Annotated in this window: 8 protein-coding genes; 7 read left to right on the top strand and 1 reads right to left on the bottom strand. The window is 33.6% G+C overall.

Annotated elements, in window-relative coordinates; genetic code table 11:
• The 3 genes from CVD18_RS18215 to CVD18_RS18205 all read left to right on the top strand — a co-directional run.
• Nucleotides 1–2,840: PKD-like domain-containing protein (locus CVD18_RS18215; protein WP_103866921.1), on the top strand; the 2,840-nt coding region annotated here is incomplete at its 5' end.
• Between the two features lie 52 nt (nucleotides 2,841–2,892).
• On the top strand, nucleotides 2,893–3,837 hold the full coding sequence (locus CVD18_RS18210; protein ID WP_103866919.1) for a type IX secretion system membrane protein PorP/SprF: 945 nt from the start codon (nucleotides 2,893–2,895) through the stop codon (nucleotides 3,835–3,837).
• Nucleotides 3,838–3,855: 18 nt separating this feature from the next.
• On the top strand, nucleotides 3,856–5,832 hold the full coding sequence (locus tag CVD18_RS18205; RefSeq protein WP_103866917.1) for an OmpA family protein: 1,977 nt from the start codon (nucleotides 3,856–3,858) through the stop codon (nucleotides 5,830–5,832).
• A 110-nt stretch (nucleotides 5,833–5,942) separates the two neighbouring features.
• Here the strand turns inward: CVD18_RS18205 and CVD18_RS18200 are convergent, their stop codons facing one another.
• Entirely contained in the window at nucleotides 5,943–6,764 is an 822-nt protein-coding gene (locus CVD18_RS18200) for a dolichyl-phosphate beta-glucosyltransferase (RefSeq protein WP_103866915.1), read from the bottom strand.
• Between the two features lie 290 nt (nucleotides 6,765–7,054).
• Between CVD18_RS18200 and CVD18_RS18195 the strand changes: the two genes are divergently transcribed.
• The 4 genes from CVD18_RS18195 (at nucleotide 7,055) to CVD18_RS18180 (ending at nucleotide 13,973) form a co-directional block, all read left to right on the top strand.
• Nucleotides 7,055–10,144, top strand: a complete 3,090-nt coding sequence (locus CVD18_RS18195) for a hypothetical protein (protein ID WP_103866913.1) — start codon at nucleotides 7,055–7,057, stop codon at nucleotides 10,142–10,144.
• A 5-nt stretch (nucleotides 10,145–10,149) separates the two neighbouring features.
• Nucleotides 10,150–11,382 carry a hypothetical protein gene (locus CVD18_RS18190; protein WP_146052844.1) on the top strand — a complete coding sequence of 411 codons (1,233 nt, stop codon included), beginning with the start codon at nucleotides 10,150–10,152 and terminating at the stop codon, nucleotides 11,380–11,382.
• Nucleotides 11,379–12,929 carry a cellulase family glycosylhydrolase gene (locus tag CVD18_RS18185; protein WP_103866909.1) on the top strand — a complete coding sequence of 517 codons (1,551 nt, stop codon included), beginning with the start codon at nucleotides 11,379–11,381 and terminating at the stop codon, nucleotides 12,927–12,929. Before CVD18_RS18190 ends, CVD18_RS18185 begins: the two co-directional genes overlap by 4 nt.
• Nucleotides 12,930–13,478: 549 nt before the next feature.
• Entirely contained in the window at nucleotides 13,479–13,973 is a 495-nt protein-coding gene (locus CVD18_RS18180) for a hypothetical protein (RefSeq protein WP_146052843.1), read from the top strand.
• Nucleotides 13,974–14,241: the final 268 nt, after the last annotated feature.

The raw sequence follows: 14,241 nt of genomic DNA, 5'->3' as shown, positions 1-14,241 counted from the left end.
CTACAAGTTCAGATAGTTGTGCTGGCGATTCTTATACCTATACAGTAACAATAAATCCAGAACCTTTTGTAGCCACAGCACCAACCGATATAGTTTGTAGTGATGTTGCCTTAGCTCATGATCTTACAGGAGATGTAAATCTAAGTAGAGTTACTTTTAGCTGGTCTGCGGCAGATAACCCGAATATTACAGGAGAAACAACAGCAACCAGTACAGCAACCAATATTACCGATGTGCTGACCAATACAAGTGGTTCGGTTCAGACAGTTGTGTATACTGTTGTTCCTACAAGTTCAGACAGTTGTGCTGGCGATTCTTATACCTATACAGTAACAATAAATCCAGAACCTTTTGTAGCCACAACACCAACCGATATAGTTTGTAGTGATGTTGCTTTGAATCATGATCTTACAGGAGATGTAAATCTAAGTGGAGTTACCTTTAGCTGGTCTGCGGCAGATAACCCGAATATTACAGGAGAAACAACGGCTACTAGCACAGCGACCAGTATTACTGATGTGCTGACCAATACGAGTGGTTCGGTTCAGACTGTTGTGTATACTATTGCTCCTACAAGTTCAGGTAGTTGCGCTGGGGATTCTTATACGTATACAGTAACAATAAACCCAGAACCCTTTGTAGCCACAACACCAACCGATATAGTTTGTAGTGATGTTGCTTTGAATCATGATCTTACAGGAGATGTAAATCTAAGTGGAGTTACCTTTAGCTGGTCTGCGGCAGATAACTCGAATATTACAGGAGAAACCACCGCCACCAGTACCGCGACTAGTATCACCGATTTGTTGACCAATACCAGTGGCTCCGTTCAGACGGTTGTGTATACGATTACATCCACAAGTTCAGACAGTTGTGTTGGGGATTCTTATACCTATACAGTTCTGGTTTCTCCTAGTCCTCAATTAATAGTTACCAAAAAAGGGTTGCCAGCTCAGGACGGAGCGTATGATGATCTAGGAGAAGAGATTGTTTATGAAATTAATATTGAGAATCCCAAAGAAGTAACGCTTTCTAATATTTCGGTTACAGATCCAAATGCAGATGCTATAAGTATGTCATTTATTCCTAGTATACCAGCAAATTCATCTGTTACTATAACAGCAACACATATCATTACACAACAGGATTTGAATCAAGGTATAGTAACAAATACACTTACAGTTCAAGGAGAAGACCCTTGTGGTATAATAGTAACCGATACTTCAGATGATCCAGATACAACTGCACCAGACGACCCTACGATAGTAGCATTACAACAGATACCTAAACTAAGTTTGATTAAAGTTGCCAATACACCTCCTGATGGGGATTGGGATGAGGTTGGCGAAGTAATTACGTACAATCTAACTCTTACGAATATAGGTAATGTAACATTGACTGATGTAACTATTGCAGATGCAAATGCAGATTCAGGAAGTATAAATCCTTCATCAATTCCTGTTATTGTACCAGGACAACAATTTGTGATAACAGCAAGCCATACTATAACACAAGTTGATTTGAATACAGGAAGCGTTAGTAATTCTGCTACTGTAGAAGGCAGAGATCCAAATTTACAGTTAGTATCTGATATATCTGATGATCCAAATAATGATGATGATATTGATGCTAATGGAGATGGGGATCCTGATGATATTACGATTACACCCATACTACAATCAGCAACATTAGAAGTACATAAAGTGGTAGATATAGGGTATTTTACTGAACCTGGGGATTTATTACTATATACGATTGAAATAACAAATACAGGTAATGCCACTGTGTTTGAAGTGAATGTAGAGGACCCTTTGGTAGCGTTTACAAGTATTCATACTATCAATACACTTGAACCAAATGAATCATTTACAGTTACAGGAGGACATGTTGTTACTCAGGAAGATATAGATAATGAGATTGTTGTAAATACAGCGATCGTAACGGCTTTGTTACCAAATAGAACAACAATTGTCACTGAAGTTTCTGATGATCCAGAGGATACTACAAATATAGATACCGACAATGATGGTGATTTTGAAGACCCTACTGTGAGTTATTTAGATACTGATGGAGATGGAATACCTAATATCAATGATTTGGATGATGACAATGATGGTATCCCTGATGTGGTAGAGCAAAAAGGAGACCCCTCTCTTGATACAGATGATGATGGGATTATTGATAGTAGAGATTTGGATGCAGATGGAGATGGTATTCTAGATTATATAGAATCTGGGCATAATGGCATAGATACAGATGGAGATGGCAGAATAGAAGGACCATTTGGCAATGATGGTATTCCTGATAGTGTTCAGGATGATGCTAATGGAGGAGAAATTAATTATACAATTCAGGATACCGATGGAGATGGAGTTGATGATTTTCAGGATATAGATGATGATAACGATGGAATTGTAACAGCAGATGAAAATCCAGACCCTAATAATGATGGTGTTCCAGATGATGCCTTTGATGCAGATAATGACGGAATTCCAGATTATCTCGAACCTAATAATACCGACTCATCCTTAGAAGATGATCTTGAAGTATTTAATGCAGTAACTCCCAATGGAGATGGAGATCATGATGTGTTGATTATTGTAAATATTGAAAAATTCCCCAAAAATGAACTTAAGATATTTAATCGTTGGGGTGTTTTGGTGTATCAGGCAAAAGGATATGGAAAAAACGGAAACTTCTTTAGAGGTGAATCCAATGGTAGAGCTACCATTAATAAAGAGAAACAATTACCTGTAGGAACTTATTTTTATGTTCTTACTTATACAAATCAAAAAGGAGAACATAAGAAAAAGTCGGATTACATATATATAAATAGATAAATAACCTGATCAGAAAATATACTTTCTGATTATACAATATAAGCCCATTACTATGCAGAGAACCTATTATATAATGGTTATTTTACTTACCCTTGTGGTAACAGTATGTGCACAACAAGATGCACAATACACACAATATATGTATAATACTATTAGTGTAAATCCTGCCTATGCAGGCTCAAGAGATGCTATAAATATTACTGGGGTATATAGAAATCAATGGGTGGGAATAGGGGGAGCCCCAGTTACACAGACACTTAGTGTTCACTCTCCTATAGGGAAATCTAATAAAGTAGGGTTAGGAATGTCTATTATAAATGATAAAATAGGTCCCACACAAGAAACTTATTTTGATATTGATTTCTCGTATACCATTGATACCTCTGTTGATGGGCAATTAGCATTTGGAGTCAAAGCAGGGGGGCATCTTTTGAATGTTAATTTTAATGACCTTAATCAATATACAAATACAGATGTATTATTGAATACCAATGTGGATAATAAATTTGCTCCCAACTTTGGGGTAGGGTTATACTACCATACAGAAAAATTATATCTAGGTATTTCTGCTCCTAATCTCTTAGAAACACAACATTTTGATGAATCAAATACAGAAAACAGAGCCTCTTCTTTTTTAGCAGAAGAACGAATCAATTATTACCTAATAGGGGGGTATGTATTTGATCTCAACGAAAATATTAAATTGAAACCAGCTATGCTTTTAAAAGGAGTAGCAGGAGCACCATTACAGGTAGATATATCAGCCAATACACTCATAAATAAGAAAATTACCCTAGGGGCTGCTTATCGATGGAATGCAGCTGTGAGTATATTGGCAGGGTTTCAAGTATCAGATGCAATCATGCTTGGGTTTGCATACGACTGGGAAACCACAGCATTAGGAAATACAGAATTTAATTCAGGATCATATGAGTTCTTTTTAAGATATGAAATCTTTGAAAGAAACGATCGAATTATATATCCAAGATTCTTTTAACCAAACGAGACTATCAAAATGAAAGTAATATATGATAAACCAATAATAGTTGTTTTTTTGATACTTTCTATACCCATTTTTTCTCAGGATAAGCTGTTGAAAAAAGCAAATGAAAATTTTGAAAAATTCGCATATGCCGAAGCCATTGAGCAGTATAAAGATTTCATATTTAAAGGAAATGGAAACGTTACTGTGTACCAGAAATTAGCAGATGCTTATTATTTTAACTCCGATCTCAAAAATTCGGCAAGATGGTATAAGCGCATGTTAGCCAAGAAAAAAGAAGTAGAAGAAGAAAATAAGGAAACAATAACGATTAACGAAACCGTTTACTTTAGAGCAGCACAATCGATTAAATATCTTAAAAACTATGAAGAAGCCCATGCATTGATATTTAATGTAGAGAAATCAAATATTCAAGATTCAAGAGTAAGAAGGCTATTAGAGAATTTTGATTATATAGAAGACATCAAAAAGCAAAGTGGAAGATATATTATCAAAAATTTTTCAGGAAATTCAGCATATGTAGATTTTGCACCCTCGGTATATAAAAAACAGTTAGTATTTTCTTCTTCGAGAGGAATAGGAAAATATCCTCAGAATGATAATAAATGGACAAAGCAACCTTACTTGGATTTATTTCATGTAACAGTTACCAAAAATGATACGTTAGAGTTTTCTTTTCCTGTTGAATTTTCAAAATCAATCAGTTCAAGACTTCATGAATCAACAACATCATTTACAAAAGATGGAAAAACTATATACTTTACTAGAAACAACATACAGAAATCCAGATTTATTAAAGATTCTTTGGGAGTTAATCGATTACGAATATTTCGAGCTACGCTTAGTGATAAATCAAAATGGAAAAATATAGAAGATCTACCATTTAACAATGATCAATATTCTGTAGCGCACCCAACTTTGAGTACAAATGAGCAAAAACTATACTTTGCTTCTGATATGCCAGGAGGATATGGGATGTCAGATATTTATGGAGTTGATATTCATGAGGATGGTTCTTTTGGGGAACCAGTAAATCTTGGGCCCAATATCAATACAGAAGGGAGAGATACTTTTCCGTTTATAAGTAAAACAGGAATGTTATATTTTGCTTCAGATGGTCATCAAGGGCTAGGAGGGTTGGATATTTTTGCCGTTGACCTAAACAAGAAAGAGAATAAAATCTATAATGTAGGAGAACCCATAAATAGTAGTGCAGATGATATTACTTTTTATATTGATGAAGATACTAAAAAAGGTTTTTTTGCCTCTAATCGACTTGGAGGAAGGGGAGAAGATGATATTTATAGTTTTTTAGAAACAACCCCGTTGATTACCGCATGTAATGGGAGTATTTATGGAGTGGTAATTGATAAGGATAGAGATAAAGTAGTAACCAATGCAATTGTTGAAATCAAAAATGAAGAAGGTGAAATTATCAGTTCGGGACAAACCAATGAAAAAGGAGAATTCATACAACTGGTAGATTGCAATACAAAAACTTACATGGTAAAAGTGCAAAAAGATACATATGTTGCGACCAAAAAGAAGGTACTAGTTACTAGGGAAATTCCAGATGTTGTTGATACTTTAAAAATCAAGAGTAATCTTCCTTCAAAAGGAGTAGATTTAGTCAAATTATTAGCATTAAAACCAATATATTTTAAATCTAATAAAGCACTGATTTTAGGTAAAACAGCGACAGAATTAGATAAGGTAGTAGCCTATATGAAGAAATACTCAAGTATTAGAATAGAGATAGGTTCTCATACTGATAGTAAAGGGAGTGATCGATATAATCTAAAATTATCTCAAAAAAGAGCAATAGCAACAGCTAATTATATTATAAGTAAAGCAATCGATCCGTCCCGAGTAAAGAGCAGAGGCTATGGCGAAACTTTATTGATAAATGAATGTAGCAATGGTGTAAAATGTACTGATAAACAACATCAGAAAAATAGAAGAAGTGAGTTTATTGTCATAGAGAATTAAAATTTAGATAGTTAATTTTTACAAAACAGAGAGCATCACTTATCAAGTGATGCTCTCTTGTCATTTAGGCAATATAAGGGGTAACTTCGAGTTCAAAATTCACACTATAATTAGGCTGCCAGAACTGTAGTGGGCATCCCATATATTTCTACTGCAGGTTCAGTGATTTCTTTGGTAAATGAAGATTGCACTGATGGCAGTATGTTGTAATTAATCCATATAGAGATCAATCGATAAGGGATTTCTAATGAATCTTTTAATCCAAGCTTAGAATCTTCCATATGAATCCATCTTTTGAGAGGTTGTTCAACGATCTTTTTCATAACTTTTTCTTTCCCAAAATGTTTTTTCATTTTGATAAACATTTCTACATCAAACAACCATCTACTCAAAAAATTAGTATTAAAAATAACAGGAACTAGATCAGCTCTAAACACTTTGGCTCCACATTGGGTATCTTGAATAGGTAGCCCCAATATTAATACAACCAGAATGTTAATTAATTTTGAGATTAAGCTTCGAATCCCATTTTTTTTAATAGTATCCGATGCTTCTTTGGCTCTAGATCCAAAAACAAAACTTAATTTAGAATCATTTTTTAATGTTCTTAACAAACCATCAAAATCTTCAAAATCTGTAGATAAATCGGCATCAATAAAACCTATAAAGCTTATATCTCCTCTACTATGAAGATATCTGCCACCAGCTCTTACAGCCGCCGCTTTACCAGAATTTTTTTTCATATCAATGATACTTACCTTTGCTGGATTGGTATATTGTATCTCTTTTAATACAGTGATAGTGTTATCCTTACTTCCATCATTCACAAAACATAAATGGTAATCGTTTTCTTTTTGGATAAAATTTAGAAAAGCGGCTACGTTTAATCTCTTTTCTTCGTTATAGCAAGGGATGATAATTCCGGTTTTCATAATAGATTTTTTTGAGGTTACAATTCAAAAGTAAGTATGATTTGTACCTTGAGAAGCAGGATTTCGACGAGTATAAAATAGCTAACGGTGAGTGGTTTTTATCGAAGGATTACCATTCGTCGACAGATAATTACCACAAAAGGAAGCAGAGAGATTGTTTGAAATCTAATAATCTGATCCAAAATATCATATCAAGTATAGAGTAGATTCAGGCGTTTACATTCTTTTTACAGATGCTTTAAACTAAAACCTTTGTTGTATATTTAAGTCGAAAACTATGGCGAGCCTTTATGGATAAAACTACAAACAAGTATTTGATAAGTGCATTACTCATCGGAGTAGTTTTTCATGGTACCGCTATTTTTTTTACACTAGAAAATACCTATGATGCATTGATCCATTTATTTTTTGGAAATCACTATGCCAATAATTGGTTTGACCCTTGGAGTTATAGTTGGTATACAGGGTTTACTGTAATGGGTTACCCCCCATTGGTACACCAGAGTATAGGATTATTCTCGTATATCGGCGGATTAAAATTTGGATTATTTACAGTAGCTATCATTGCAATTTTACTTTTTGTAACAGGAATATACCGTTTTGCATTGGTATTGACATCAAATAGAAATGTTGCGGGATATACAGCTATATTTGCTGTGTTTTCTTCTGTTTTTATAGAAACACTACATATTTTTGGACAATTACCCAGTATTATAGGGCTATCTATTCTATTGCATTCGTTACCAGAAATTTATCTTTGGCTCAAAATAGGAAAATACAGATATCTGGTAAATGCTTTGAGTTTGATTGCAGTAACGGTAACCTCTCATCATGTCACTCCTATTTTTGGGATGGTATTTTTTATTTTTCCATTGATAGGAATGGTAATTATGGATGTCTCTAGAGAGAAAGTAGAGAGCTATAAAGAAGTTAGATTCAAACATTTTATCAAAAGCTTTTTCTCTCTTTTCAAAAGAATTGTAAGTTTTGGTTTTGGATCCTTGTTATTGATTATCATATGTATTTTACCCTATTGGATCAATACCAAAAATAACCCAATAACACAAGTTCCTATTCCACATGGGTCGCGAGATAACTTTCTAGAAGTTACCTCTTCTGGATTGGTATTCTTTTTGATCCCGTGGGGGGTTTTGTTATTTCTTTTTCCATATATATGGTATCGATTTTATAGTAAACGCTATTTGTTTTTTGGATTCTCAATAACACTGCTTACTATTTTAGGAACAGGAGGTACAACACCAATTCCACTTATGATGCTTGGTGAGAATGCGTTTAATATACTAACATTGGATAGGTTTACTCTATGGGCATCTATTATGGCATTACCAATTTTTGGTGAGTTTGGATATCGGTTTGCAGAAGGAGACCTAAAACAAAAAATAAGTGAAAAATATGGAGGTGTATATCATAGGATTATAGGAGGCTTAATCACAGGAGTTATGATTTTTACTACGCTATTTACTATGAGCTTAGGATATTTCAGGCCCTCGCAACCACAAAAAATAAAAATGCTACCTATTCTTAATTTTCTGAGTAGAGATCAGCATGACCATTGGCGGTATCTCCCCTTAGGGTTTGGAGATCAGATGGCTTGGCTTTCTGCACAAACCAATGCCATGACTGTAGATGGTAATTATCACTCGGCAAGAAGATTGCCAGAATTGACAACAAGAGCTGTAGAACGACTGGAAAATTCAAAATTTAGAGGAGTAGAAGGGATCGGGTCATTACAACAATTTCTCACAGTACCCGAAAAGTATAACCTCAAATATGTGTTTTCTAATGATAAATTTTATGACCCTATCCTCTATTTCTGTGGCTGGCAACGATTGCGGCAGTTAGAAAATGGGATTATGGTTTGGGAAAAATTAAATGTACCACCACTCTCAAGTATTTTGCCCAGAGAAGAAGTACCCATGTTTCAAAAATTAATGTGGGGATTGATCCCTGTATTTACGGTGCTATTAGCATTTGTAATCAATATACAATTGATATGGGTACATGCGCTGAAGTCAAAGAATAAAACCTTTCCAGTATATTTTAAGTTTGGAGTTGCATATAATGGATTCAGTAAAAAAGTTATAAAAGCATCCTATCTATGGGTATTTCTTATGCTGGTAGTAATGAGCTGTGGTTTTTATTTGTTGTATATAAAGAATGTCAAACAACTAAGTCCCATTAATGTAACCGAAGCGTACTATGACGCATTAGATTTTAAAGAGTTTGAAAGAGCACATTCTTATATAGATCCCAATAGTAATAAAAGTATAGATCAATATATGCTAGAGGTTTCTGTTACAGATGGACTATTAAGTTCGTATGCCAAATTAGATGAAATCAAAGTTGGAATTATTGTTCAAACCGATAGTACTGCCAAAGTAAAAGCATTAACTCGTTGGATTACCCCATTAGAGAAAATAGATAGAACCTATTACCATGAGTTGGTAAAAAATAATAATAAATGGTTTGTAAAGCCATTACCATATGATTTAGATATTCCTCCCGATCAATTTTTTGTAGAAAATATAACTTCTTTTTACAACCACGGTAGGCGTAGAATTAGCTCAGAGCAAACGTATCATGAAGATGTATTAAAACAACCTGTACTAGAAGTCCTTTCCTCAAAAATCATAGGATATAATGATCAATATGCTATTATCGGAGAAATACAAAATATTGATAATGTTCCAGCGGATGTTGTTATTACTGGAACCCTGTACAATGATGATAATAAAAAACTAGCTAAGTATAACGCTAAACATCAAATGAAACACAAATTGATGCCTAAAGAGATTACAAGCTTTAGGATAGATTTTGAGGGGATTGCATGGGTGAATAGTGAAGATCGTAAACCCGAAACTTTTGACCCCGATCAATTTACAGCGATGGAGTTTGAAGAAACACCTACCAAATTCAATTTACAAAGTGCAGGTAATGTAGCTATTGTAGATTTGTATAAAGGAGTAGCAATAAACGATCTTACTTTGCATAAAAACTATATAGAAGGAGTATTGTTTAATTCTGGTCTAGAAGAAGTTACAATCCCCCTGTTATTGGTGTCGTATTACAATCAGAATCATGAATTATTGTGGGTAGATCATCAATATTTGCAAGAAGGAATCCGCCCGCAACGCAAATTATATTTTAGTTACTCATTATTGGATTTAACAACATTAGAATGTGTTAATGACGATATGGAGAATGTTTTGGTCAACGGATTACAAAATATGGAAATTATTGATAAAATGGTTCCAGATAGAAAACATGAACATCAATCCAGACAGTTTATACCAGTAGAGGGAAAAGGATACAGGTACATAAAATTAGAAATTAATAATTATGTAGGAGCACCACATTAATGACTATGTATAAAAAACATATCGCCCTGTTTCTATTGACTTCTGTAATCAGTATACTGAGTATCGCTTTTACTACCATTATTATAGATACATCAGAAAAAGTATCGGCAATACTATTGACCAATCAAACAGTATTTAATGCAGGAGATGCTATTGTATTAGAATTTGAGTTAGAGAAACCAGCTACAACCAAGCTGTTTTTACATTCATCCTATGGTAGTATCGTGATAACACCCAATAAGCAAAAGAGTACTCAATATAGCGTCCCCAATTTTATGGCAAATAAAAGCGGAGTGATAAAATATATATTGTCACATGAATCAACTATTATCTATGAAGGAGAATTACAGATAAACCCTAATGTCAATACAAAAGTACATTTAGAAACTTATATAGGACCTCCTAGTATTATTGCAGGAGGTGAGGATTATACCATGCATGTTGTCATTCCTACAGATACATATGATAACCCATTACCAGAAGAAACTCCTATACAGATTGGCCATCAGTTTTTGAATAACGAAAAAGAAAATATGCTGTATAGTAAAGATATGATGGGATGGAAAAATATATTTTCCTATGATCAATCGGGGAGAATATTACTGTTTTCTATAGTTGGAGAAACCGTCTCAAAAGAATTTTCTATTGAAGTATTCCCTGCATTGCCCGAGAATTTTGAGATAACAAGTGATCGTAGACACACCTACGCAGATGGCAATCAAATTACAGAATTGATCACCTCGATCATCAAAGATCAATACGATAATGTAGTAAGTGACGGGACGATGGTTGATTTTGAAATCATAGATACAAAAGGAGCAATATTGCAAACACAGGGGAGTACCATAAACGGTAGAGCAGTTGCCAAAATATTACATCCCGACCATAAAGATATATGGAGTATCAAAGCATATGTGTATGGCATGGCAGAAAGTAATAGTATCAAACTAGAATACACCTCTGTTTTAGATGATTTTGAGGTGGTGTTTGATAAAAGTAATAGAGAAATCAAAGTAGGACCATTAGTAAGTTTTATGGAGCAGTTGATTCCTAATGGAGCATTGGTAAAACTTGATATATTCATGGATGATAAAAAAATAGACACCAAAGTAAAAACCTCATTAGATGGAGTCGTTCGATTTATACTAGAAGAAGGATTTTATGTTTCTGGTGAGTATGATATCAAAATCAAAGCATTGGGCATTAAAAAAGAATATAGCAATATCACATTACAATGATAAGTTGGAATAAAAACATATACAGATCACTTATTATCATATCCTTTATAGGAGTGGTTATATTAGTGCTTTTTGGTATCAGTCAGGCGCTATCCTATCTCAATACAGGAGCAGATAGAACATCAATGTTACACGTTGCAGTACAAAAAGAGCGAGTGTATTTTCCTAAGATAGAATGGGTAGATACAATCAATCCAGGACGACCAATGGAAAAACAAACCTTACTCGAGATAGAACAAGACTACCTCAATGCCTGGTATATACGTAATGCAGCATATCAGACCAATAAAATAGAAGGAGTAGAAGATTATTATACTCAAAGTGCGCGAATAAACATCAATACGGCAGTGAGGCATAATAAAAAAGAAAAAATAGCAATACATAGCACCACCACAGCTCATAATATCGACTTAGATTTTTATAGTGCAGATGGGCAGTTGGTAGTATTAACAGATAATGATGTAAAAGAATATCAGAGAGTATATCAAGGAGATAAGATGCTGTTGGAAACCAAATTGCAATCAGATTATCAAGTGATGCTATTATTAGAAGATGGTTTTTGGCGTATACGGCATATGGTAAAAGAAAAAAACAGCTTGCAAGAAGAGGTTACCAAAACCAATGGTCTGGCTCAAGTTATAGATGATAAAATATATATTGATGGAGAGGGATATCAGATCAAAGGAATCAATTATTACCCCCAGAAAACTCCTTGGGATATGTTTGGAGACGATTTTAATATCGATATCATCGCTCAGGATTTTGATATTATCACTACTGCAGGATTAAATACGATACGAATTTTTGTACCCTATGAGTTTTTTGGAAAAGCAAAAGTTGACTCCCAAAAATTACAAAAATTAGAACAAGTACTGGATATGGCAGCAGTAAAAAATCTAAAAGTAGTAGTGACCTTATTTGATTTTTATGGTGATTACTCTGTCTTGGATTGGACATTGACTCACCGACATGCAGAACAAATAGTAAAACCATTTGCCAATCACAAGGCTATTCTTGCATGGGATATAAAAAATGAACCCAATCTGGATTTTAATACCAGAAAAAAAGAAAATGTGTTGGCATGGTTAAAAGAAATGATCTACCAAGTCAAACAATTTGATACTAATCATTTGGTTACAATAGGATGGTCTGATGTAGAATCAGCTAGTTTACTCAAAGATGAGGTAGATATTGTATCATATCATTACTATCAGGATATCACTACGTTTACAGATGCATATACTTTATTAAGTTCTACTATAGATAAACCACTGGTACTACAAGAATTTGGATTGTCATCCAGCAAAGGACTTTGGAGCCCTTTTGGCCCATCAGAAAAAGAACAAGCAGCTTATTACAAGAATTTTCAGCAGCTTATCAAACAAGAAAACATACATTATCTCTCTTGGACGCTGTATGATTTTGAAAAGGTGCCTAGTTCTGTAGTTGGTAAATTACCATGGCGAAAACATAAGCAAAAACATTTTGGGTTTATCGATCATAAAGGAAATAAGAAACCTGCTTTTGAATTTATTAGCAAAGAATAGAATCAAGTCCACAATACTTTTTTGAGCATAGCAATTGTTTGATTAAGTTAACCATCTCTCGTTTTTTAAAATTTAGTTGACCTGAGTATTTTTTAGGTTCGGTATTTGTGTATTCCATCTTCTTTTTACGGGGATCAGTAGTATTGAACGGCGCTTTTGATATTTTATAATAGATGAAGTTTGTGAGTTCTCTAATGGTATGTTTGTTCAGATAGTTATAACTAGACTAAAATGTAATGCTATTACTTATGTAAAAAGAATTCTGTTCTTATCCCGAATTCATGTTGTTTCACTTCTGGGGCATCATAAAGATTTGTTAAGAATTGTTTGTGTTGTAAGTTTTATAGCAAAACCAGAATCATTATATAAATATTTATAAGTGAAACAATATTATTTTGAGCTATATTTGCCTCATAATGAATTTTTAAAACCTAAATCACAATATGTATAGTAATACAAAACTCTATATCGATGAATTGGAGTTGTTGCTTTTGATTGACTGGTAAGTGATATTATAGAAAAAGAAATATAACCGAATAAAGGAAAGAGATGAATTGTATAATCATAATTTCAGTGTTTTTAAGCCTTGTTTATTTTTTGCAAGGAGATATTGACATGTATGAGAAAGATGTTTGTCGAGAAATTATCATTGATGATACTTTAAGATCCGATGATGTGATGATACAGAATCAAATTCCTGAATATGATTTTTTGATTATAAGCAATAGCGGAGGTGAAGCTATTTTTATAGCTACTTTAAGTAAAAAAGATATTAATGATGCGATAGAAAGAACAAGATTTATGAGTGCCATTCCCCCAACTACTATAACATTATATAACAAAGGAAAACTTATTAAAGATGTGGCTTGTGGGTTGGCACTTCCTGCTTCAAAACGGCAAAAAATAACCGAACACTCAAAGAAGTTTGATACTCTAAAACAATATCAAAGAAAAAAAGTGAAGTTAACTGCTTCTAAAAAAAAAGTGTATTTTCTCGAACAGGAAAATAAAAATGAATATTGTTTGAACTGGTTTGAGTATTAAATATAAAGATCAGGTTTGTTATTCTTCATTTTACGCTTGGTTTAAAGCTCCAAAAGGTATATATTATAGACAGTGTTGAGCTAATCCTCGTTTCTTCAGAAGCTTTTGAGTGTATATAAAAATAGATTACATTTAATGATTAATACTACTCCTACTTTGTCATCTTAGGTTTGATTGTTCTTTTCTTGGTCTCTTAGTAGTTGTTTGATGTATCTTTGATGCTGTTCAAGAATTAGATTTATAGCTAATTGCGGAGTTTCTATTTTAG

The organism is Aquimarina sp. I32.4, assembly GCF_002924285.1.
GTDB lineage: Bacteria > Bacteroidota > Bacteroidia > Flavobacteriales > Flavobacteriaceae > Aquimarina.
Note: the sequence above shows the minus strand (reverse complement) of the source record. Positions and strands in the feature narration are given on the sequence as shown.